The following is a 21,742-nucleotide window of genomic DNA, read 5'->3' on the forward strand; positions in this document are numbered from 1 at the left end:
CCGCTACCTGAGGCGGTTGGCGAGTCCCTTCACCAGCTCCGTCCGTGCGACCTTGAGGGCGAAGCGGTCGGTCGTGCCGGCCTGGGGCCGGGCGTACCAGGGCAGTGCCAGGCGCCGCCACTTCGCGGGGGCCAGGTCCGAGGGGAGCGCGGGGAGCGGTGCGGCCCACGGGCCGAGCTGCAGCTCCGCCGTCCAGACCCCGGCGGGGAGGGCGCCGACCGGCACGGTGACGTGGAAGGCGCCGTCGGCGGCGATCTCCCGGACCGCGAGGGTGACGGTGTTGCCGGTGCCGTCCTCCAGGGCCAGGGCCAGGGCGTCCGCGGGGTATTCGGCCAGACCGAGCCGCCCGCTGACGCGCAGCCCGGTGGGGGAGCCGTCCGCCCAGCGGATGTCCTTGTCGACGCGCAGCAGCGACCGCACCTTGTGCTTGCTCTCGCCGAGTTCCAGCGTGAAGTTGCCGTACGGCTTGGTGGTGTAGAGCGTGACGGCACGCAGGCCCTCGCCGGTGGCGAGCACGCGGGTGCTGGGCTCGCCGGAGACGTCCTCGGCACGCTTGCTGCCGATCCGCACCTCCTTGCTCAGCCCCTGGGCGCCGACGGCGAGGGAGATGTCCCACAGTCCGTCGGCGAGCGGCTTGCCGTCGGCGGCGGTCGCGATGTCGACGGTGGCCTCGAACCCGGCCAGGTCGTACGCGTACTGCCCCTCGTCCTCGTCCGCGCCCAGCCCCGGCGTCGGGGTGTGCGTGACGGGCAGCCGGTACTCGGTCTTGCTGTCCCGTTCGCGCAGGACCAGCTCGGTGGTGACGTCCCGCGTCTCCACCCGGTGCAGGTAGCCGTGCCCGGCCAGGTGGAGCACGCCGCCGTCCATCTCGGCGCGGCTGACGCGGTGGCGGAGGCCGAGCTGCGCGGTGACGTCGTAGTACTCGTCGGGGATCGCCCGCTCGGAGTCGCGCAGGAACGGGTAGCGGGCCAGTGCCCGGCCGTTCTCGACCAGGACCGGGGTGGCGACCTTGGACCGGGCGAGCCGCTTCTCGAACGCGACGAGTTCGAGCACCTCGTCCAGCATGCGGTGGCGCACCAGGTGCAGCCGCAGCCGGGCCATCGCCGAGAGCTGGTCGTTCATGCCCTCGTGCCACAGGGGCTCGATTATCTCGGCGAGCCGGTCCAGCGTCTTGAGCTGCGTCTCGCGCGGCTCGTGGACGAGGTGGCCGGCGAGCAGCTGCTGGACTTCCACGGTCAGATGCCGGTGCGCCAGGTGGTCGCGGCCCGGACCGGGCGGCACCAGCTCCAGGATCATGTCGACCATGCGGGGCAGGAACTGCAGCCGCCGCTGCGTCCCCTTCAGCCGGAGGGTGATGTTGCCGCCGTCCTCGCGCTGCATCCAGTACAGGCAGTCGTAGTCGGCGACCACGGAGATGCCCGAGGCGTGCACGTAGGCCGGGCCGACGAAGAGCTGGTCCTCGCCGATGGCCAGGTCGGTGGGGAAGCGCAGCCCGTGCCGCTCCAGCAGCTCCCGGCGGAACAGCTTCATCGGGTTGAGCGTCCAGTACACACGGGAGGAGAACACGTCCGTGCGCGGCTGGTTGCGCTTGAACATCGACGTGGGCGCGCCCCGCCCGCCGACGCCGACCATCTTGCCGAGCACGACGTCGGTGCCGTTCTCCTCGGCCATCCGCACCATGCGTTCCAGGGCCTCGGGGCCGAGACGGTCGTCGGCGTCCAGGAAGAACACGAACGTGCCGGTCGCGTGGTCGAGGCCGAGGTTGCGCGGGGCCGACGGGCCGCCCGAGTTCTGCTGCCGGAAGACGCGCAGCATCTCCGGGTACACGCCCTTGAGGCGCTCCAGCTCGGCGGCCGTGCCGTCCGTCGAACCGTCGTCCACGACGATGACCTCGAGCCGTTCACGGCCGATGCTCTGGTCCGCGACCGAGGTGATGCACTGCGTCAGATACGGCATCGCGTTGTACGCGGCGATGACGACCGAAACGGTGGCGCCAGGCATGAATACGCGCTCCAAAATACCGGGCAACCCGGGGCGGCTTCGATTTTTCTGTGAACCTACCATGACCAGGGAGTGTCGGTAGAACGGATGAGCGGTGAAGCGTCCCACCGCCCCGCGGACAGTCCGGAGGACCGGGCACGGACGCTCGCCGGACGGCCCGGATGCCCCCCGGTGCCCCGGCCGGGGATGAACCAGGCGGCGCACGGAAGTCGGGGTGGGTGACAGGGCGGTCCGCTGACCGCCGGACCGCCGTACCGTCACCGAAAGGCGACCCCATGCCCCCTTTGCGCCTCGGCGTCTCCCTGCAACCGCGCTGGCCGCTCGACGACGGAGCCGGCGCGCTCCGCGCCGCACGCCGCGCCGAAGACCTGGGCTTCGACCACGTCGCCGTCGGCAACCGCCTCCTGGACAGCGGCTTCGGCCTCGACACCGACCCGCTCGTGCTGCTGGCGGCCGTCGCGGGGGCGACGACGCGCCTGCGGCTGCTGACGTCCGTGCTCGTCGCGCCGTACTACCCGGCGCTGGTGCTCGCCAACCAGGCCGCCACCCTGGACGTCGTCTCCGGCGGCCGGCTGGTCCTGGGCGTCGGCACCGGCTGGAACCCGGACGAGTTCGCCGCGGTCGGCGTACCCGCCCGGGAACGCGGTGCGCGCACCGACGACCACCTCGCCGCCGCCCGGGCCCTGTGGACCCGGCGGCCCGCGGACTTCGACGGGCCCTTCACCACCCTGCGCGCGGCGCGCCTCGGAGTGCCCCCGGTCACCGCCGGCGGTCCGCCCGTGTGGGTCGGCGGCCACAGCGACGCCGCCCTGCGCCGCGCGCTGCGGTTCGGCGACGGCTGGTACGGCACCGGTGTCGACGCAGCGGGGATCACCGACGTACGGCGCCGGCTGCGCGGACTCGCCGGCACGGCGGACGCCGACCGTCTCACGCTCGCCACGGCCGCGTTCCTCACCCCGCCCGGCCTGCCCGCGGCGGTCACGGCACCGGGACGGCCGCTCGGCGGCGCCGCTCCCACCGCGGCGGGCGTCGCCGCCGACCTCACCCGGCTCGCCGAGGCGGGGGTCACCGCCTGCACCCTGTGGCTGCCCGTCGCCGCCGAGCACGTCGAGGAGGCCATGGAGTGGATCGCCACCGAGGTGGTGCCACGGCTGGCCTGACGCGGCGGACCGGAGTCAGGCGTGCGTCGTGAGGATCATGTACGGCGCGACCCGGGTCTCCGCCGTAGCCTGGTCGGCGGGGCCGTCGGCGGGCAGGGTGGGCAGCTCCACGGCCGGGGAGGGGAAGCCGGCCCCGGTGAGCAGGGAGCGGTACCGGTCGAGGGAGCGGTGGTAGGTGACACCGGTCATCGTGCTGCCGTCGCGCAGGCGCAGCAGCGTCGCCACGGTGTCCCCGTCGCCGTACACCACCCCCGGCTCGCCGTGCCGCAGGGTGGAGAAGGCCACGCCGGTCGCCGCCGGGTTGAGATCGGCCAGGACGTACGGCGCACCGGGGCGCAGCACCCGGCGGATCTCGGCGGTGAGGCCGGCCAGCCGGTCGTCGTCGGGGTCCGTGCAGTACACCAGGCAGCACACGGCGGCATCGACGCTGTCGTCGGCGAGCCAGTCCAGGGACCGGCCGTCGAACAGGCGGTAGGAGATGCGGGGGTGCGCGCGGTCGGCCCGGGCGATGTCCAGCATGTCCGCGGAGGGATCGATGCCCTGGACCGTCCACCCGCCGGTCCCCGCGAGCCGCGCCGCCACCGCGCCGGTGCCGCAGCCGACGTCCAGGGCCAGCCGACCGGGGCCCGAGCCGCCGGAGAGCCGTTGCAGGACGGCGGGGAAGATCAGGCTCTCGGCCAGCCGCATGTCGCGGTCCCGGTAGGCGCCGGCCGCGGCGGAGGTGTCCCAGCCGAGGGGATCGTCGTCGGCGGTCAAGGTCGCTGCCTCCTGCTGCTGGAGCCGGGCCCGGCCGGGGGGGAGCGGGGCCTTCGCCCGGCAGCCTGGCACAGGGGGCGAGGCGGGGCGTGTCCGGCGCGGGAAGATCCCCCCGACAGCGGGCGCGCCGTGCGGACGGTTGACGGTGCGGCTGCGGGTGAACGTCCCCCCGGATGCACGACACCGCCCGCGACGGAAGGATCGGTCGTACGGGGGCATGCTCTACGACGCCGCGTGGAGCCGAGCCCGCACAGGTTGCTCGGCAACCGTCCGAGCTGGGGGAAAACGCCCGCTCTGGCCCTCCCACCGGAGCACTGTCATGTTGTTCAAGCGCATTCTGAACCGTTCCGGCCCCTCCACCCCACCCGCCGCGCAACCCACCGCCCCCGAGCCCCTCGTGACCGCCGCCGACTGCGGCCTTCTCCTCCTCCGGCTGGCCATCGGCCTGTTCATGGCCGGGCACGGGGCGCAGAAGGTCTTCGGGCTCTTCGGAGGTCATGGCCTGTCCGCGACCGCCAGGGGCTTCGAAGCGCTGGGCTACCGCCCGGGAAAGCTCTTCGCCGTGATCGGGGGCCTGTCCGAACTGCTCGGCGGCCTCGGCCTGGCCCTCGGGCTGCTCACGCCGCTCGCGGCCGCCGCCCTGATCGGCGTCATGATCAATGCGATGGCGACGGTCACCGCCGCCCACGGTGCGTGGGAGTCGGACGGCGGCGTCGAGTACAACGTGTGCATCGCCGTCGTCGCCCTCTCCGTCGCCGCCATCGGCCCCGGCCGCCTGTCCGCCGACCGCTTCTTCCCCTGGGGCAGGGGCGGCTGGGGACCGGCCGCGCTCGCCCTCGGCCTGGGCGGCGTCGGGGCGGCGATCACGCTCAGTCTCTAGGCGGAGTGCGACGGGGCGGGCGGGGTGATCAGCGCCGGCCGCCGGGGGCCGGCTCGCGGTCCCCGTGGACGATGTCAGCTTCCCGGCGCCTGCCATTCCGCCAGTGCGGCCCGGGTGGCGCGAGTGTGGGGATGGTCGGCGCCGAGATGCCGTTCGCGCTCGGCCACCATCTGCTTCAGCACCGGCGTACGCGTCCCGGACTCGCCCGGCGCGCCGTCGGTGCTGTCGCTGGCCAGGACGACGGTCCGACCGTGGCCCCGGGCTCCGCCGATGGCCCGGCGCAGCCCCGGGCGGGGCTGGATGCCACCGGCCTGGCCGTGACCGTCCTGCGCGTGAGCGCCCTCCCCGACCCCGCGGGCCACCCCCACGCCCTCTGGAGCACGTCGTCCTCCTCGGCCACCTCACCCCGGCGCAGGCGCCCTCGGTCACCCCGGACCAGGCGCACACCGCCCTGCGCCTCTCCACCGCTACGCCCTCCTGGCCTGCCACCCGCGCGGAACCCCGGGCCGTACGCATCCACGCCCTCACCGCGCGTGTGGTGCGCCAGACCATGCCCGGGGACCGGTGGCGTCCGGCCGCCACCGCGGCGGCGGACGCCCTCCTCCAGGTGTGGCCCGACCCCGACCAGCCACCCCCGGACCTGGCGGCCCCCTTGCGCGCCAACACCGACGCCCTCGCCGACCATGCCGAAAGACATCTCTGGCACTCCGCAGGCCACCACGTGCTGTTCCGGGCGGGCCTCAGTCTCCTGAACACCGGTTTGGCCGCGTCGGTGACCACGCACTGGCGGCACATGACCGAGGTCGGCGAGCGGCTGCTGGGGGGACGGCGTGGCCGACCGAGCCGGTGACGGCGGTGCTCATCGTCCGGCCCCGGCCAGCACGGCGGCGAGCAGTCCGGGGAAGCGGGTGTCCAGGTCGGTGCGGCGCAGGGACATCAGGCGGGCTTTTCCGGCCCGGCGGGTCTCGGTGATCCCGGCTTCGCGCAGGATCCGCCAGTGATGGGACAACGTCGACCGGGGCACGTCCAGGCCCTCCGGGCTGCACGCGCTCTCGCCGCTCTCGGCCATCCGCCGGACCAGTTCCAGCCGCACCGGATCACCCAGTGCGTGCAGCACTGCGGCCAAGTCCCGTTCAGGATCGTCGGGTTGTGCCACCGTTCCTCCTCCTCGCCTGCGCAACACCCGTAGTATGCGGCTCACTTCGATATTTCGGGAAAGTCGAAATGATCTAGGAGATGGCCATGCCGGTGCTCGCCACCCTCGCCCGCGTCTACGTCGACGACCTGGACGCGGCCCTGCCGACCTTCGTGGAACTGACCGGGGAACAGCCCCGGCTGCGGTTCACCTACCGGGACCTGGACCTCGCGAGCGTCGGCGGTTATCTGCTGCTCGCGGGCACCGAGGAGGCGCTGGCCCCGTACCGCGGCACGCACGCCACCACGATCGTGGAGTCCGTCGACCAGGTGCTGCGCATCGCCGAGCGGCACGGCGGAGAGATCCTGGACGGCCCCAACGAGGTCCCCACGGGGCGCAACCTGACCGTGCGCCACCCGGGCGGCGCGACCATCGAGTACGTGCAGTTCCACGCGGCCGCACGAGCCGCGTTCGCCTGAGCCGGCCGGCCGGTTCCCAGCAGGCACGGGCGCGTTCACGTGCCTGTTGTGTTTCCTTCCGTTCGCGAGACAGTGGATGTCACGTACGGCCGGTGAAGTGGACCACCGTTGTCAAGGTGTGCTCGGGGCACGGTCGCCCCCCGACCATTCGTGAGGTGGCATGCGCATGCGTCGTACCCGCATCCGGGGTGCTGCACGGTACTCCGCCCGTGCCCGTGCCCGACTCGCGGCAACCCTCGTGCTCGCCGTCACGGTCCCGGCCTTCCTGCCCGGCGCGGCGGAGGCGGGCCCGGTGCACCGGACGGGGACCGAGCAGTGGACGACACAGACCGTCGCCCCCGGCGTCACGGTCCGCACCGGTGTCATCCAGCACCCCGGCGCGCGGCATTCCTGGACGGTCACCGTGCAGGCGCCGGCCGGCAGCCGGTGGAGCACGAACGACCCGGACGCGCCCGTGACCTGGGCCGAGGTCTCCACCCGCACCTGGGCTGAGGACACGGCCCGCAAGCTGACCCAGGCCGGCTTCCGGCCGCGCGTGGAGAGCGTGCAGTGGCCGGAGTACGCCGACACGCCGCACGGGCTGATGGGGTACCGGGTCCGGGTCGGCCGTTTCGCCACCCAGGAGGAGGCGCGGACGGCCGCCTCGGCGGTCACCGCGGCCGGGGTCCGCACGACCCTGTCCTGGACCGGGTACGACATCCAGGAGCCGGCCGACCTGGAGCACGTCCACGTCGCGGTGATCGACCCGAAGACCTTCGACGGACGCATCGAGGCCACGCACGACGGCAACGTGGCACAGCGCGAGACCACCTCGGCGGTGGCACGGAAGCTGAAGTCGCTGGTCGGGGTCAACGGCGGTTTCTTCGTGCTGTCACCGGGCGACGGCGTGCCGGGCACCATGTCCGGGATCGGCGCCTACCGGGGGGAACTGGAGTCGATGGCGGCCGGCTCCCGGTCCGCCCTGCTCATCGAGGACGGCGGCCACCGCATCCGGATCGCGGACCTGACGAGCACCGCCACCGCCCGTGCGGGCAAGGCCGCCTACCCGGTCCAGGGCGTCAACCGGGTGCCCGGCACGGTCCGGGACTGCGGCCGTCCCGGCAGCACGCCCAGCGAACTGCCCTGGCAGGACGTGACCTGCCGACTGGCCGACGACATGGTCCGGTTCACCGATGCCTTCCAGGCCGACCTGCCGACCGGCCCGGGGACCCAGGTCGTGCTGGACGCCTCCGGCCGTGTCCTTTCCACCGGTGCGCGCGGCGGCCGCGTCCCCGAGGGCGGGTATGTGCTGCAGGGCATCGGCGGGGCGGCCGACTGGCTGGCGGCACACGCCGGGCCGAACCGCCGCATCAGGGTCGGAGAGGTCGTCCGCACCGCCGACGGCCGGCGCGTCACCCTCGACGGCGACGACTCCATCGTCAGCGCGGCGCCGACGCTGGTGAAGGACGGCCGCATCGACATCGACGCCGCCGCCGAGGGCGTGGTCGACCCCGAATACACCTCCTTCGGATACGCCTGGGCCAACGTCCGCCAGCCGCGCACCATGGCGGGCATCGACCGACGGGGCCGGCTGATCCTCGCGACGGTGGACGGACGGCTGAAGAACGGCAGCGAAGGGTTCACCCTCCACGAGGCCGCCGCGTTCATGAGGTCGCTCGGAGCCGTGCAGGCGATGAACCTCGACGGCGGCGGCTCCACCGCGATGGCCGTCAACGGCACACTGGTCAACCACCCGTCCGACGCGGCCGGCGAACGCGCGGTCGGAGACACCGTCCAGGTGCTGCCGGCGGCGCACTGACGGCCACCCGGGGCCGTGCCCCGGCCCCTCGACGCCGCCGTGCAGACCGGGGCCGTACACGACCCGGTGCCTGTTCGCCGCCCGACTGCTACCGGGTGACCACGACGAGCCGGGGGCTGCGGGTCTGCGTGCCGGGAGCACAGAGCACCACGGCCCAGAACTCGACCGTGTGCGTGGAGCCGGTGTTCCGGGCGACGGCGCGCCACCCGTCGCTGGTCGGTGAGTTGGCGCTCACCACGAGGTCGATACTGCCTGCGTCGAAGGCGTTGTAGCCGCCGCCCGTCGGCACTTGTCCGGGCGGGCACTGGGCCTCGGAACTGCCGGTCCCGCCGGGTGGCAGTACGGCGTGTCTGCCCTCGGCCCAGGTGTAGTCCTCCGCCCGTGGGCCCGTTCCCGTCCCTCCCGGCTGATCGGCTGCGCCGAGGGCGGTGGCCGTCCCGCCCGAGGCGAGAACCGCGACGGTGACCAGGGCGGGAAGCGCGAGGCGTTTCATACCGGACCTTTCGGATTGCAGGAGGGCGACAACCCCGATATGCCCGCTGCGCGAACGGGGTCAGCTCCCGCTCACACGGGCGGAGCAGGCGGAGCACCTGTCGGGAGGTGCTCGGTGCGCCTCCCGCACGGCAGCGGCGGACGCCGTTGTCAGTGGCGGCTCCTATGGTGGACAAGCCGCCATCGCTCAGCACACGGGGGAACCATGTCCGAGACCAGCGTCGTCATCCCGGCGCACGCACCGCATCCGTCGATCGTCCATGACCCGACCCGCCGCGCCCTGGCTCCGGGGCAGCGGCTGGACGGCCACGGCCTGGTCAGCTTCCGCCCGCTCACCGGCCCGGCGCTGCCGACGGTCGGCGAACACCTGGCCGTACGCGGCGGTGACCCGGCCCGGCTCGACGCGGACCTCGCCGAACTGCTGCTGATCGGCCACCTGATCGTGGAGGGGGACGAGGAGGGTGAGGAGGTCGTCCTCGACGGCGCCACCGGCCGGGTGTTCAGCATGTGGCTCTACGAGAAGTCGCCGGACGGCGCGGAGCTGTTCCCGCTGGCGCCGTCGGTCGGAGCGCTGGCCCGCTTCCTCGCCGCGGTGGACGACTTCCGGGGGCTGCGCGGCAGGTTCGCCGGCCTGGCCGGGCGGACGGGCCCCGCGGCGGTGCGGGAGGCGGAGCAGCTGCTGACCGCGGTGTTCACCGAGGAGACGTGGGGCGAGGACGGCTGGGGTCCGGCCGGCCCCCGGTCCGGCTGGGACCATCCGATACCGGTGTTCTGGCGGATCGCGGCGGTGATGCGCCCGCTCGGCCTGGTCGCCGGGCCCGGGCAGGGGCTGGCCCTGGACCTGCCGGAAGGCCTTCTGGAGGAGGAGTTCGGCGCCGGGGGACTGGTGCGGCTCACGGACGACAAGCTGCCACCGGCCCTCGTCCACCCGCCGACCCGCCGCTTCCTGACCGAAGTGGGCCTGCCCTCCGACGGGTTCATGTTCTACGGCCCTGAGCCGGAGCCGCTCCCCACGCTCCCGGAGGACCGGGCCGAGTCGCAGGGCAACCCCCGGCACGCCCACCTGTGGGACGGCTCCGAGCAGTTGCCGCCGGACGCGGAACACCTGGTCGTACTCGGCGGACTGGTCCACGACCTCACGGTCCTCGTCGACGGCCGAACCGGTGCCCTGTTCTTCACGGAGACCGGCGCCGACCACGTCGTCCCCGTCAACGCCGACGTCTCCACGCTCGCCTTCACCCTCTGGCTGCACCAGCGCGAGCAGGCCCTCGACGAGGAGCACGGCTTCACCCGGGACTTCTACCACCAGCTCGCCGACACCATGATCGAGGTGCTGGCCGCGGTCGACCCCGTGGCCTGCCGCCCCACCGAGGGTCCGGACGACCACCGGTACTGGCCGGAGGTCTTCCACGACGAGGCGGGAGGCGTGCTGTGACGGCGTGACCGCCGGACCGGCCTGTGCCGGCCAGGGCATCGTCTTCGCGGACCGGGAGGAGACGACGGCCGGCCGGGGTCGCGCCGTGTACCGGGAGACGGCATGCCGGACACCCCCGCCGAGGAGCGCGGTGGTGACCCCCGCGATCAGCACGCGCCGCCGCCACCGCGCCGCCGGCCGCGGCGCGCGTCCCGGCGCCGTGCCCGACGCGCCAGCGGCTCGTCACGCGGGACCGTCATGTCCGCGTACTCCCTGTCCTCGACCGGACGGGGTCCAGGAAGGCCCGCCACGCCGGCCCGTCCACACCCTCGGGACGCGCCCGACGCCAAGAGCAGACGCTTTGACATGGAGTGCGCTCCAACACCTAGCGTCCCGGGGAAACGATCGACGAGCCCAGGAGGCAGCAGCATGACCGACGTCCCCACCCGGTATCTGGGCGAGCTGGCCGTGTCCGCGCAGGGACTCGGCTGCATGGGCATGAGCCACGGCTACGGCGCCACGGACGACGAGCAGTCGATCGCCACCCTGCACCGCGCCCTCGACCTCGGCGTCACCTTCCTCGACACCTCCGACTTCTACGGCTTCGGCCACAACGAGGAGCTGATCGGGCGGGCCGTCGCCGGACGGCGCGACGAGGTGGTGCTGGCCACCAAGTTCGGCTTCGCCAACCGCCTGGGCGAGCCCACCCTGATCCGCGGCGACGCCGCCTACGTACGCCAGGCGTGTGAGGCCTCGCTGCGCCGGCTCGGCGTCGACCACATCGACCTCTACTACCAGCACCGGGTCGATCCGCGGGTGCCGATCGAGGAGACCGTCGGCGCCATGGCCGAGCTGGTGCGGGCCGGCAAGGTCCGTCACCTGGGGCTGTCCGAGGCCGGCGCGCAGACCATCCGGCGCGCGCACGCGGTGCACCCGATCTCGGCGTTGCAGAGCGAGTGGTCGCTGTGGACCCGGGACCTGGAGGCGGAGGTCGCCCCGGTCTGCCGCGAGCTCGGCATCGGCCTGGTCCCGTTCTCGCCGCTCGGGCGCGGCTTCCTGACCGGCCGGTACTCCACGCTCGACGGACTGGCGGAGACCGACGTACGGCGCAGCCAGCCGCGGTTCGCCGACGGCAACCTCGAACGGAACCTGGCGATCGTCGCGAAGCTGGACGAGCTGGCCGCCGCCAAGTCCGTCACCGCCGGCCAGCTCGCCCTGGCCTGGGTGCAGCACCGGGGCGAGGACGTGGTGCCGATCCCCGGCACCCGGCGGCAGCGGTACCTGGAGGAGAACCTCGCGGCCCTGGACATCGAGCTGACCGCCGAGGACCTCGCCGCCATCGAGGCCGCCGCCCCGGCCGGGCAGATCGCGGGCGACCGCTACGACGCGAACAGCCTCACCTTCGTCAACCGCTGACGCCGCCCGCGCACTCCGCTCCCGGACGGACTCAGGCGGCCCAGCCACCCTGGTAAGCGGTTCGCGTACCGGGGAAGGCTGGCTACACGGCGCATCCGGCCTGCCCCGCCCCGGGGACGAACGCACAGGCCACCCCCGTCGTCGCCGTAAGGGAGGCACACCCCATGCGCTCGATCAAGAGGAGCTCGGCCGCGGCCCTGCTGGGGGCCGCGGCACTGGGCCTGTGGGCCCCGGCCCACGCGGTCGCCGACACCGGTACCGGCGGCGCCGATCCCACCCGGCCATCGGTGTCGTACTGCGGGCCGGACAAGGCCACCGGACTGGCGGTGTCGGCCGACCGGAGCGTGTCCTGCGCCACGGCCCTGCAAGTGGCCGACGTCTACGCCAGGGCCACCTCCGACAAGGGGGCCGCACCCGCGACGGTCCGCGTGGGCGGGACCTCGTGGAAGTGCCAGGAGCGTCAGGGCGACCCGAACCCCTACCGGGAGTGCGTCGACGCGAGCGACAGCGGCCGCCGGATCATCGTCTCCTCCTGACCTGGACAGCAGCGCGGCCGGAGGGCGTCCGGACGGATCAGCGTCTCGGCCACCGTCGACGGGGCACGCAGGGGCCGGTCAGTGGCCGCTGACGGCCGTGCGGGCGGACTCGTCGACGTGGAGGGTGAAGACGTCGGGGCGGGCGTAGTGCCCGGTCGGATCGAAGTCGAAGCGGGCGCGGGCGAGGTCGTCGAGGTCGAGTCCGGCGGTCAGGATGGGAGCGCCCGTAGACATCCCGCGCGAGGGCGGGGGCACGCGGGCCGCGGCCCGTATCCCGGCCAGGGCACGGTCGGCACCGCCAGCGGTTGGCTACGCGGGCTCGCCGGCGGGGAGGCCCGCGCGCGGCGCGGTCGGGCCGCCGGGCCGAGCCGGCCGCCGCGCCGACCGGGACGCCGTCATCGGCCGGGACCGCCTCGACCCGGCCACCGTCCACGCCGGCGACCTGCGCCCGACGGCCACCGAGCCTCCGCTGCCCGTGCCGGCTACTGTGCCGGATCCTCCTCCGCGCTCCGGACCGCCTTCTTCACCGCCTGCTCCAGCTCGTACCGCGACATGCCCTCGTGCGCCGAGTGCTCGGTCACCGCGGCCTGGAACGCCTCGGCCGCCCGTCGCCAGGCCTGCCACTGGGCGTCGTACTCCTCACCGCTCAGGCCGGCCAGCTGTGCGCGCTCCGATTCGGCGGAACGTTCCAGCCTGACCAATTGGTCGGGAATGTCTGCCATACCTGGATGCTATGCACGACGTCACCGACGCGCCCGTCGGCGCCACGGCGGGGCTTCCCGGACTGTGCTCCGGTCGGTTGGATCTGTCCCCTCGGTGCCGCCGGGTCGGCGTGATAGTTTCAAGTTCAACAAAACTGACCCGGAGGAGTCCAGGTTGACCAGTCCCGAACCGGCCGGCAGCACGCGGCGGATCTTCATCGACAAGCAGAGCCCGAAGGCGTACCACGCGCTGGTGCAGACGTCCGAGGCGGTCCGCGCGGTCGCCGCCGACGCGGGTCTGAACCGGGTCCTGGTCGAACTGGTCAACCTCCGGGTGTCCCAGCTCAACGGCTGCGCCTACTGCCTGCACCTGCACACCCGGGCCGCACTGCGGGCGGGCGACACCCCGCAGCGCCTCGGCGTGCTCGCCGCCTGGCGCGAGACCGAGCTGTTCACGCCCGCCGAACGCGCCGCCCTGGCCCTCGCCGAGGCGACCACCGCCGCGGCCGACACGTCCGCGGCCGACACCGCCTGGGCGGCGGCGCGGGACGTCCTGACCGAGGACCAGATATCGGCGGTGGTCTGGGTGGCCGTCACCATCAACGCCTTCAACCGGGTCTCGATCATGAGCCGCCACCCGGTGCGGGCCGAGTAGGGGTTAGACCGGCCGGCGCCGGTCGCCTAGCGTTCGGCGCATGACGGAACGACGCGCGATCCTCAGCGGCTCCACGTTCGAGGAACAGATCGGGTACGCCCGCGCCGTGGTCGACGGGGACTGGGTGCATGTCTCCGGGACCACCGGCTTCGACTACACCACCATGACCATCTCCGACGACGTGGTGGAGCAGGCCGAGCAGTGCCTGCGCAACATCGGGGCCGCGCTGGCCGAGGCCGGGTGCGGCTTCGCCGACGTGGTGCGGGTGCGCTACCTGCTGCCCGACCGCACGGACTTCGAGCCCTGCTGGCCCGTGCTGCGCCGCTGCTTCGGCGAGGTCCGGCCGGCCGCCACGATGCTGGAGTGCGGCCTCGCCGACCCCCGAATGAAGATCGAGATAGAGGCCTACGCCCGCCGCCCGCCCACGGCCCGGGCTGCCACCGCGGGCTGAGCCGCGGCCTCGCTGCGGGTCGAGCGACGACTCCGGGGCTGTCCCTGGGCGGGGTGCGCTGCTGTCGCGGGGTGGGACGGGTCACCGGTAGCCCCGTCCCGCCCGGGCCGGGTCACCGGTCCGCCGTAGCCCGGCCCAGTGGAGTCGCCGCGTCGTCGCGTCGCAGGATCCGGGCCTCGTGTGGCAGCAGCCGGGGGCCGGCCACCACCAGGACCTCGCACCCGGCCCGGTCCGGCACGAAGCGGTGTACCGGCCTGCGGTGCAGCCGGGCGAAGGGGCCACGGCGCCGGGACATGCCGATGACCAGCAGGTCGTCCGGGGCCGAGGCGACCGAGCAGAGCACCGGCCCCGCCGGGCCCCTGACCACCCGCCGTACGATCCGCAGGTCCGCCGGTGGTCCGCCCGCCACCAGGTCGAAGGCCCGCTCCAGCCGCTGCCGGGCGTCGTCGGCCCACAGCCGGGCCCACGAGGTCTCCGGCCGGCGGAGATAGAGCGCCTCGCCCTCCGGTGGCTCCCAGGCCCGGACCGCCACCAGTGTCCGGCCGGTTTCGCGGGCCTCCCGGATGCCGCGGCGCAACGCGGCCAACCCGGCGAGCGAGTCGCTCACCCCGACGACGATCCGCCCTGCCCTCTCATCGCCTGAGCTGTCCTGTAATGCCATGCCGCCCACGTTAGGAAGGCCAACAGCGGCCGGGCAAAGTCCAATCGGCGCAAAGTGGCCTTGTCCGGCACGGCGATCGCGTGGATGGGTAATCCGGTCAATGTCGGGGCGTCGGCCCGTGGGCGAAGGCGCGGCGCGTGTCCGCATTCCACGAGTGGACGTCCGGCATCCGGGCGGTCGCCGTCTCCCGTCACCTGCGCGTGGGGTCCCGGCGGCGGTCACGGCTCCCGCCTGCGGGACCCTGCGTCAAACCGGAGCGCCGATGATCGGCGAAAGTCCGAAACCGACTGCACAGCAGCGCTTTTGAGCGTCCTCATGATTAACCAGTGAACGATCACGGGAAGGTTCCGGGGCGTCGCCGACACGTGATCTCCCCCGGCCCGGTCCGGACCGACGCGTGTCATCCGTCCGCCCCCGAGGGGAGGTGCAGTGATGAAGCTCCTTTTCGCACTCCGCAACCGCGTTGCCGCCGCCAAGAGCCTCAAGGCCAACGCCTGGTACCTCTGGTACTGATCTGTACCGATCGCGCACCGCCGCGTGCGCTGACATCGTTGTCCGGCCGTACCGCGACGCGGTCCGGCCGGGCAGCGGTGCCCCGTCGTCCCCCGCCGTCCGCGCCCCGCCCCGTACCGGAGCAGCCATGCCGCCGTCATCCCCCGCGCGTGCGCGCGCCACCGTGTTCGCCCCGCGGCTCGCCGCGCTCCTCGACGACCACCTGGGCCAGGACGTCTTCCGGCTCGAACCCGACACCGTCGGCGTCGCGGGACACGAGGTCGCCGACCGCATCCTGGCCGCACGCCGGGCGACCGAGGCCGAACGCCCCACCTTCAAGCCGCTGCACGGGCGTTCCATCACCCGCACCGAGGCCTCCACGGTCACCCGCACCATCGGCAACGACGTGCGCGACGCCCTGGCCGGGCCGCTGCCGAAGGACGTGGACCTCGCCGGCCCCTGGCCGCTGACCGGGCACCTCTTCCTGCGCGACCTGATCCTCGGTCAGGACCCGTACCGACTGCGCATGTTGATGAGCCGCACCCTCGAACTCACCCCGAAGCTCACCTGGTCGGTGATCGCCGTCGGCGCCGCCCTGCCCGGCTGGCCCCGGCCGGACGACCGGCTCACCGGCCTCGCGAACCGCGCGGCGCGGGCGCGGGGGTACCAGGAACGGCGGTACGTGATGGGTATGTACCGCAGGGCCGCGGCCCCGTTGTGCTTCACCGTCTCCACGCTGGTGGCCAACGCCCTCTGGCTCGGCTTCCCGTTCGACGACGGCACGTCCCACCGCAACGTCATCCTGGAGTCGCTGCGGCTGTTGCCGCCCTCGTGGAACATCCTGCGCAACGCCTCGCCCGAGTACCCGGCCATAGACGGCCGCATCGGCGAGCGGGACGACGTCCTGCTGCTGCCGCTGCTCTCCCACCGGGACCCCGCCCTCTGGGACGACCCCGACTCCTTCCGCCCGGAGCGCTGGGACCGCCTCGACCCCGACACCACCCCGGGCTACCTGCCCTTCGGGCACTCCTCGGAGCGTTGCTGGGGCCGGCACATGGTCATGCCGCTCGCCGAGCTGCTGCTGGACCTGGTCCGCGACTCCGGGCTGGTGGTCGACCCCGGCCAGCGGGTCGGCCGGGTGCCGCTCCTGGGGCTGCTGGGCGTGGAGGAGGTACGGCTCACGCGGCGGCGCTAGCGGGGAGGGCCGGCGGGGCGAGCCGTCGGCCACCGGGTGGCACAGCCGCGTACGGTCGCCGCCGCGCCGTCGGCACGTGGCCTACGCCCCCGACCCCACCCGCCTCGCCGACGACCGGCCACCGGGCCGTTCCGACCCGCACGACCCCGCCACCTTCGAGGCGCTGCCGCTCGGCGCCGGCGACGGCGCAGGCCTCCGTCTTCGCGACGGGTGGCCGGCAAACAGACCGTGGCCGCCGTGCGGGAGCCGCTGCCCCGGGCGGCCATCGCCGCCGTCCCCCTCATGCGCTGACCCGGCCGTCGTCACCGCCACCGAGCGGCTGCTGAACGCCCTGTCCGTCGTGGAGGACACCGCGCGCCGGGCATCGCCTCCCGCGACACCGCGGAGCGGGAAACGGACGAGCGGGACGTCCGCCCGGAGGAGGAAGGACACCCCGAGCCCGACACGACCGGCGAGGCCACCGACGAGGCCCTGGAGGAACGAGCGGAGTCCGGGGAGGACCCCAGCTGACACCGGGGCGGTCGAAGCCCTCGCAACGGGCCCCCTGGTCCGGATAGGCGCCGGGACGTGCCGGCAGTGCGGCACTCATACTTCTGGCCGGTTTGCCCTGACACGTGCGGGTTACCCCGAGGTGGCCGCGGGCTGGTGCCGGTGACGCAGGGGCAGCCTGCGGTGACAGTCTTCGGGCGCACGGGAGAGTGCTTGTGAACGACATCGCTGTGGCCCCTGGCTCGTATCCCGTCATCGTCCTGGCGCGTGCCGCGACAGAGGGAGACCTGTCGGCGGCGCGGGCGCAGATGGGCTTCTCGCTGGCCTGGCACATCGTGGTGGCCTGCCTCGGAGTCGGCCTGCCGGCGCTGACCCTCCTCGCGGAATGGCTGGGCGTCCGCAGGAACGATCCGGCGTTGCAACTGCTGGCGCGGCGCTGGGCGCGGGCCATGGGCGTGCTGTTCGCCGTGGGCGCGGTGTCCGGCACGATTCTCAGTTTCGAGATGGGGCTGCTCTGGCCGGGGCTGATGGGGCGCTTCGGCCAGGTCATCGGGCTGCCCTTCGCCCTGGAGGGCATCGCCTTCTTCATCGAGGCCATCTTCCTCGGCATCTACCTCTACGCCTGGGACCGGCTGCCGCCCCGCAGGCACCTGCTCATGGGCGTTCCCATCGTGATCGCGGGCACCGCCTCGGCGTTCTTCGTCGTCTGCGCCAACGCCTGGATGAACCAGCCCCGCGGCTTCACACTGCGCGACGGCAAGATCGTCCACGTGGACCCCTGGGCGGCCATGCTGAACCCGGCGAGCCCGCCGCAGACGGTCCACATGATCCTCGCCGCGTTCATGGTGTCCTCCTTCCTGACCGCCGCCGTGTACGCGGTCGCCCTGTTGCGGGGTCGCCGCGACGCCTACCACAAGGCGGGCTTCGCCATTCCGTTCACCGTCGGCGCGGTGGTCACCCCCTTCCAGATCGTGGTGGGTGACTGGGCCGCCCGTTTCCTGGCCGACTACCAGCCGGTCAAACTGGCGGCCATCGAGGGCGTGTACCGCACCGGCTCCCACGTTCCGCTGACCATCGGCGGCGTCGCCGGGCAGGACGGACTGAAGTACGGCCTGGAGATTCCCGACGGTCTCTCCCTGCTGGTCGGATACCGCACGGACACGGTCGTCAAGGGACTGGACACGGTGCCCCGCAGCCAGTGGCCCGCCGTCACCGGCGTCCACTGGGCCTTCGACCTCATGGTCGGCGTCGGCTTCTTCCTGCTGGCCCTCGGCCTGTGGCTGCTCCTGGCGTGGTGGCGCACCCGGCGCTCGGGCGGCGGACTCCTTGACCGGCGTGGGAGCCGTCTGCTCCTGGTGCTCGTCGCGCTCGCAGGGCCTGCGTCCGTGGTGGCACTGGAGAGCGGCTGGACCGTCACCGAACTGGGCCGGCAGCCGTGGATCGTCTGGGGGGTGATGAGCGTACGGGACGCCGTGAACCCCGCGCCCGGCCTGATGGCGGGCCTGTGGCTGGTGCTGGTGGTGTACGCCGCCATGACCGTCGCCACGGTGTACGTGCTGCGCCGCCTGGCTCGTGGAACAGCCGTTCCGGCCGCACCACAGGAAGCGGACGTGCGGAGGTACCCCGTGGTCTGACCAGACGGCACGCGGACTCGCCGGACCATGTCGCCTCGGCCCCTCCCGACCCCACCACCGCCGTCGACCAGCGAACAGAAGTCGTCCTTGGAGGCACCGTGCTCGCCGACACCGCCCTCGCCGTCATGTGGCTCGGGCTGACGTGTTACGCCCTGTTCGGAGGCGCCGACTTCGGTGCCGGTGTGTGGGACCTGCTCGCCGGGGGCGCACGCCGGGGCGAGGCGCAGCGACGACTCATCGAGCACAGCATCGGCCCGATCTGGGAGGCGAACCACGTCTGGCTCATCTTCGTGATCGTGCTGCTCTGGTCCGGTTTCTCGCCGGTGTTCGCCGCCGTGATGTCCACGCTCTACCTGCCGCTGACCCTCGCCGCCCTCGGCATCATCGCCCGCGGCGCCGCCTTCGCCTTCCGCAAGGCCAGCACCGAGCTGTGGCAGCGCCGGCTCTTCGGCGCGTGCTTCGCCGTCTCCTCACTGGTCACCCCCTTCTTCCTCGGCGCCGTCGCCGGCGCGGTCGCCTCGGGACGGGTGCCGGCCGGCCTCGCCGAGGGGAACGTGATCACCAGCTGGCTCAACCCCACCTCCGCGCTCGGCGGTGTCCTGGCCGTGCTGACCTGCGCGCATCTCGCCGCCGTCTACCTGTGCGCGGACGCCGACCGCGAGGGCGAGGCGGAACTGGCGCGGGCCTTCGCCCGGCGCGCGGTGGCCAGCGGACTGGCGAGCGGAGCCGTCGCCCTGGCCGGGATCGCCGTGCTGCACGCGGACGCTCCCCAGTTGTTCCACGGACTCACCCACCGGGCGCTGCCGCTGGTCGTTCTCAGCGCGATCAGCGGTGTCGTGGGCCTCGGCCTGCTGACGCGGCGGCGGTACGTCGCGGCCCGAGGAGCGGCTGCGCTGGCCGTCGCCGCGATCCTGTGGGCGTGGGGCGCGGCCCAGTACCCGGCCATGCTGGTGGGCAGCCTCACCGTGGACCAGGCCGCCTCCCAGCCCGCCGTGCTCTCCGCCTGTCTCATCGCTCTGGCCTGCGGCGCAGTGCTGCTGATCCCGGCCCTGTGGCTGCTGTACGGGACCTTCCAGCGGGCACACACCGCTGACGCTCGATCCAGTACGGTGCCGAGCGGGGAGGGGCGTACCAGGTGACCGTTGCCACCAGGCGGTGCACGAGCTGACCGGCGTGGGCTGCTGGAGCAGGTACCCGACCCCGAGTCCGCACGCCGCCGCCTGATCCGGACGACCGCTGGAACGGGCCGGCCCCCCGCCCGCGCCCTGCGGGACGCGCTGACGGCCGACTGCGGGGCGCCGCCGCCTCGTCACCGTTCCCTGAGCGGCCTCACGTCGTGGAGTGCTGCTCCTCGGCCGGCACCGGCAGCACGATGATGCGCTGCACGGCCCGGCTGAGGACCAGTACGCCCCCCACGATCAGCAGGGCCCCGCAGGCCTCCGGCACGAGCCACCAGCCGGTGCGGATCCGCTCGTCGAAGAGGGTGATCCCCAGGGTCAGGCTGACCACCGCGTCGCCGATGGTCAGCGCGGGCTGCGCGGCCGCCAGCGGGCCGGCCTGCAGCGCGTTCTCCAGCAGCAGCACGGAGGCGACACCGGCGAGTGCGAAGCCGTACGTCTGCCAGGACCGCAGGAACGCCGAGAAGCCGTCGTCGGCGAAGGTGCCGCTGGCCGACTTCAGGAGGGCGGCGGTCAGGGCGTTGCCCGTCGCGGACGCGGCGGCCAGGAGCGCCGCGCGCCGGGCCGGGGAGTGTCCCCGGCCCGCCAGCAGCACGGCCACGGCCATCGCGCCGACGCACAGGCACAGGGCCGGGATCCACCGAGCGAGGGGCGCGTGATCGGTCGCGCCGTGCGGGGCGGCCGCGACGAGCAGCACGGCCAGGCCCGCCACACAGCCGCCCACCCCCCACCAGCCCCAGTGGGGCAGCCGCCGGTGCATCAGCGGCGCGGCGACCAGCAGGGCGAACGGCAGTTCCAGGATGAACAGCGGCTGGACCAGCGCGAGCGGGCCGTTGACCAGCGCCAGGCTCTGGAACAACGCGGCACAGATCACGCCGGCCATGCCGATCACCCAGAAGGGCTGGCGCACCAGATCCGCGAGCAGCCGGAGCCCGCTGCGGCTGCTCGCCGAGGCCGCCTTCCGCTGGAACGCGGTGCCCACGGCGTTGCTCGCCGCTCCCGCGACGGCGAACGCCGCGGCCAGTTCGATCACGACCATCTCCTGCCTGCCGGCAGCCCTCCACGAGGAGGAACGGATCCCTCCAGCCTACGAAAGCCCCCGCCGAGCCGCTCCGGCCGACAGGTGGGGATGAGGGGCGTACGGGCGACCGTGCCGGGTGGCCGGGGACCCGCGTCGGGCGGGCGGCGGCTGCGTGGGGGGGCGTCGGCTGCGGTGGCTGCGTCGGGTGGGCGGGTGACCGGTGTCGGCCGGGCCGTGCCGGGTCGGACGGGTCACCAGAAGTGGTCGGGGCCACCGGTGCCGTCGGGGCAGCGGGCCGGCCGAGGTCGTCGGGCCGGCGGGGTCGGCCGGGTCAGCCGGACTCGTCGAGTCGGTCGGCTGGTCGGCGGGTTGGACTGGCCGAGGTGGCCGGACTGGTTGGGGCGGCCGGGGCAGGCGGATGCCGAGGTCGTCGGGCTGGCAAGGCCGGCGGGGTCGGCCGGACTCGTCGAGTCGGCCGGCTGCTCGGCGGGTTGGACTGGCCGAGGCGGCCGGGCTGATTGGAGCGGCCGGGGCAGCCGGATCCGGCGGGCCGGCCACGGCAGAGGGATCTGCCGGCCCGGCCCAGCGCCACGCCCCGGCCCAGGATCACGCGGTGGCCCGGTCGGTCGTGCGGAGGGCCGTTTCGGCCTCGTGCACGCGCCATTCCTCCACGGTGTTCTGCTGGTGTTCGGCCCGGTCGAGGAGGGTGTCGAGCAGGATGGGGTCCAGGCGCGTGTCGGCCGCGGAGAGCCGGCGCAGGGTGGTCCACCCGGCCGCCTTGCCCTCCACGCCCAGCCGCAGCGCCTCCAGTTCCAGCACGGTGCTGAGCGGAGAGCGCCGGACCACCCGGCCGTTGCCCTTCAGCCGGCCCGCCTTCTCGGCCGCCCAGCCGGCCCAGACCTTGTAGCGGCGCACGGGGACGTCCAGGTCCCGCATGATCTCCAGCAGCGTCGCCCGGTCCTCGGCGATCTCGGCGGCCACGCCACCGATGGCACGGCCGAGCGCGGTACCGCGGGAGGCACGCGCCAGATGGCCGACCCGCTGGGTGCCCGCGGTGGCGCCGGCGAGGTGGTCGTTGAGATAGATACCGAGCAGCTTCATGTCGGTGCCGCCGGCGGACTGCGGCCGGGGCGTACGGGACCGTACCGGTCCGTTCATGACGGTCCTCCTTCGTTGCTTCCGCGGCTTCGGGCGGGGG

24 protein-coding genes are annotated in these 21,742 nt (G+C 73.7%); 14 read left to right on the top strand and 10 right to left on the bottom strand.

Annotated elements, in window-relative coordinates; all coding sequences use genetic code 11:
• Positions 1-3 precede the first annotated feature (3 nt).
• The gene (locus tag ABZ923_RS21890) at positions 4-2,001 is read right to left on the bottom strand and encodes a glycosyltransferase family 2 protein (protein ID WP_361474318.1); all 1,998 of its coding nucleotides are present in this window, start codon (positions 1,999-2,001) and stop codon (positions 4-6) included.
• Positions 2,002-2,276: 275 nt separating this feature from the next.
• Here ABZ923_RS21890 and ABZ923_RS21895 point away from each other — a divergent pair, with 275 nt between their 5' ends.
• A complete protein-coding gene (locus ABZ923_RS21895; RefSeq protein ID WP_361474321.1) occupies positions 2,277-3,161 on the top strand; it encodes a TIGR03619 family F420-dependent LLM class oxidoreductase in 885 nt (294 codons plus the stop codon).
• A gap of 15 nt (positions 3,162-3,176) precedes the next feature.
• Here ABZ923_RS21895 and ABZ923_RS21900 read toward each other — a convergent pair whose 3' ends face one another.
• Positions 3,177-3,917: a class I SAM-dependent methyltransferase gene (locus ABZ923_RS21900; RefSeq protein WP_361474324.1), complete on the bottom strand. Its 741-nt coding sequence runs from the start codon at positions 3,915-3,917 to the stop codon at positions 3,177-3,179.
• Between the two features lie 319 nt (positions 3,918-4,236).
• Between ABZ923_RS21900 and ABZ923_RS21905 the strand changes: the two genes are divergently transcribed.
• A complete protein-coding gene (locus tag ABZ923_RS21905; protein WP_361474327.1) occupies positions 4,237-4,797 on the top strand; it encodes a DoxX family membrane protein in 561 nt (186 codons plus the stop codon).
• A 74-nt stretch (positions 4,798-4,871) separates the two neighbouring features.
• On the opposite strand, the gene ABZ923_RS21910 is transcribed toward ABZ923_RS21905, so the two are convergent.
• Positions 4,872-5,159 (bottom strand): hypothetical protein, encoded by a 288-nt coding sequence (locus ABZ923_RS21910; RefSeq protein WP_361474330.1) that lies wholly within the window; start codon positions 5,157-5,159, stop codon positions 4,872-4,874.
• A gap of 176 nt (positions 5,160-5,335) precedes the next feature.
• Here ABZ923_RS21910 and ABZ923_RS21915 point away from each other — a divergent pair, with 176 nt between their 5' ends.
• Positions 5,336-5,647 (top strand): hypothetical protein, encoded by a 312-nt coding sequence (locus tag ABZ923_RS21915; protein ID WP_361474333.1) that lies wholly within the window; start codon positions 5,336-5,338, stop codon positions 5,645-5,647.
• Between the two features lie 9 nt (positions 5,648-5,656).
• On the opposite strand, the gene ABZ923_RS21920 is transcribed toward ABZ923_RS21915, so the two are convergent.
• Entirely contained in the window at positions 5,657-5,953 is a 297-nt protein-coding gene (locus tag ABZ923_RS21920) for a helix-turn-helix domain-containing protein (protein ID WP_361474336.1), read from the bottom strand.
• Between the two features lie 80 nt (positions 5,954-6,033).
• On the opposite strand from ABZ923_RS21920, the gene ABZ923_RS21925 reads away from it, so the two are divergent.
• Both ABZ923_RS21925 and ABZ923_RS21930 read left to right on the top strand, forming a co-directional pair.
• Positions 6,034-6,411 (top strand): hypothetical protein, encoded by a 378-nt coding sequence (locus ABZ923_RS21925; RefSeq protein WP_361474339.1) that lies wholly within the window; start codon positions 6,034-6,036, stop codon positions 6,409-6,411.
• Positions 6,412-6,577: 166 nt separating this feature from the next.
• On the top strand, positions 6,578-8,209 hold the full coding sequence (locus ABZ923_RS21930) for a phosphodiester glycosidase family protein (RefSeq protein ID WP_361474342.1): 1,632 nt from the start codon (positions 6,578-6,580) through the stop codon (positions 8,207-8,209).
• Between the two features lie 88 nt (positions 8,210-8,297).
• Here ABZ923_RS21930 and ABZ923_RS21935 read toward each other — a convergent pair whose 3' ends face one another.
• On the bottom strand, positions 8,298-8,702 hold the full coding sequence (locus ABZ923_RS21935; RefSeq protein WP_361474345.1) for a hypothetical protein: 405 nt from the start codon (positions 8,700-8,702) through the stop codon (positions 8,298-8,300).
• Between the two features lie 204 nt (positions 8,703-8,906).
• Between ABZ923_RS21935 and ABZ923_RS21940 the strand changes: the two genes are divergently transcribed.
• The 3 genes from ABZ923_RS21940 to ABZ923_RS21950 all read left to right on the top strand — a co-directional run bounded on the left by ABZ923_RS21940 (position 8,907) and on the right by ABZ923_RS21950 (position 12,067).
• A complete protein-coding gene (locus ABZ923_RS21940; protein WP_361474348.1) occupies positions 8,907-10,136 on the top strand; it encodes an SUKH-4 family immunity protein in 1,230 nt (409 codons plus the stop codon).
• 408 nt (positions 10,137-10,544) lie between these two features.
• Complete coding sequence (locus tag ABZ923_RS21945; RefSeq protein ID WP_361474351.1) at positions 10,545-11,531, top strand: aldo/keto reductase; 987 nt, start codon at positions 10,545-10,547, stop codon at positions 11,529-11,531.
• 164 nt (positions 11,532-11,695) lie between these two features.
• Positions 11,696-12,067, top strand: coding sequence for a hypothetical protein (locus ABZ923_RS21950; RefSeq protein WP_361474353.1), 372 nt, complete (start codon positions 11,696-11,698; stop codon positions 12,065-12,067).
• A 78-nt stretch (positions 12,068-12,145) separates the two neighbouring features.
• On the opposite strand, the gene ABZ923_RS21955 is transcribed toward ABZ923_RS21950, so the two are convergent.
• Complete coding sequence (locus tag ABZ923_RS21955) at positions 12,146-12,301, bottom strand: hypothetical protein (RefSeq protein ID WP_361474356.1); 156 nt, start codon at positions 12,299-12,301, stop codon at positions 12,146-12,148.
• A gap of 248 nt (positions 12,302-12,549) precedes the next feature.
• Complete coding sequence (locus tag ABZ923_RS21960) at positions 12,550-12,789, bottom strand: hypothetical protein (RefSeq protein WP_361474359.1); 240 nt, start codon at positions 12,787-12,789, stop codon at positions 12,550-12,552.
• 154 nt (positions 12,790-12,943) lie between these two features.
• Here ABZ923_RS21960 and ABZ923_RS21965 point away from each other — a divergent pair, with 154 nt between their 5' ends.
• Both ABZ923_RS21965 and ABZ923_RS21970 read left to right on the top strand, forming a co-directional pair.
• Complete coding sequence (locus ABZ923_RS21965) at positions 12,944-13,423, top strand: carboxymuconolactone decarboxylase family protein (RefSeq protein ID WP_361474362.1); 480 nt, start codon at positions 12,944-12,946, stop codon at positions 13,421-13,423.
• A gap of 40 nt (positions 13,424-13,463) precedes the next feature.
• Complete coding sequence (locus ABZ923_RS21970) at positions 13,464-13,874, top strand: RidA family protein (protein WP_361474365.1); 411 nt, start codon at positions 13,464-13,466, stop codon at positions 13,872-13,874.
• A 112-nt stretch (positions 13,875-13,986) separates the two neighbouring features.
• Here the strand turns inward: ABZ923_RS21970 and ABZ923_RS21975 are convergent, their stop codons facing one another.
• Positions 13,987-14,535 (bottom strand): universal stress protein, encoded by a 549-nt coding sequence (locus ABZ923_RS21975; RefSeq protein WP_361474368.1) that lies wholly within the window; start codon positions 14,533-14,535, stop codon positions 13,987-13,989.
• A gap of 432 nt (positions 14,536-14,967) precedes the next feature.
• Between ABZ923_RS21975 and ABZ923_RS21980 the strand changes: the two genes are divergently transcribed.
• The 4 genes from ABZ923_RS21980 (at position 14,968) to ABZ923_RS21995 (ending at position 19,484) form a co-directional block, all read left to right on the top strand.
• Positions 14,968-15,048, top strand: a complete 81-nt coding sequence (locus ABZ923_RS21980) for a tryptorubin family RiPP precursor (RefSeq protein WP_223284023.1) — start codon at positions 14,968-14,970, stop codon at positions 15,046-15,048.
• Positions 15,049-15,175: 127 nt separating this feature from the next.
• Positions 15,176-16,222 carry a cytochrome P450 gene (locus tag ABZ923_RS21985; RefSeq protein WP_361474371.1) on the top strand — a complete coding sequence of 349 codons (1,047 nt, stop codon included), beginning with the start codon at positions 15,176-15,178 and terminating at the stop codon, positions 16,220-16,222.
• 704 nt (positions 16,223-16,926) lie between these two features.
• The gene (locus ABZ923_RS21990) at positions 16,927-18,345 is read left to right on the top strand and encodes a cytochrome ubiquinol oxidase subunit I (RefSeq protein ID WP_361474374.1); all 1,419 of its coding nucleotides are present in this window, start codon (positions 16,927-16,929) and stop codon (positions 18,343-18,345) included.
• A 98-nt stretch (positions 18,346-18,443) separates the two neighbouring features.
• Positions 18,444-19,484 (top strand): cytochrome d ubiquinol oxidase subunit II, encoded by a 1,041-nt coding sequence (locus ABZ923_RS21995; RefSeq protein WP_361474377.1) that lies wholly within the window; start codon positions 18,444-18,446, stop codon positions 19,482-19,484.
• A gap of 190 nt (positions 19,485-19,674) precedes the next feature.
• Here ABZ923_RS21995 and ABZ923_RS22000 read toward each other — a convergent pair whose 3' ends face one another.
• Together ABZ923_RS22000 and ABZ923_RS22005 are read right to left on the bottom strand one after the other, a co-directional pair.
• Positions 19,675-20,556 (bottom strand): DMT family transporter, encoded by an 882-nt coding sequence (locus ABZ923_RS22000; protein WP_361474380.1) that lies wholly within the window; start codon positions 20,554-20,556, stop codon positions 19,675-19,677.
• A 594-nt stretch (positions 20,557-21,150) separates the two neighbouring features.
• Complete coding sequence (locus tag ABZ923_RS22005) at positions 21,151-21,702, bottom strand: hypothetical protein (RefSeq protein WP_361474414.1); 552 nt, start codon at positions 21,700-21,702, stop codon at positions 21,151-21,153.
• Between the last annotated feature and the right edge of the window lie 40 nt (positions 21,703-21,742).

This window comes from Streptomyces sp. NPDC046881 (assembly GCF_040645015.1).
In the GTDB taxonomy this organism is placed as follows: Bacteria; Actinomycetota; Actinomycetes; order Streptomycetales; family Streptomycetaceae; genus Streptomyces.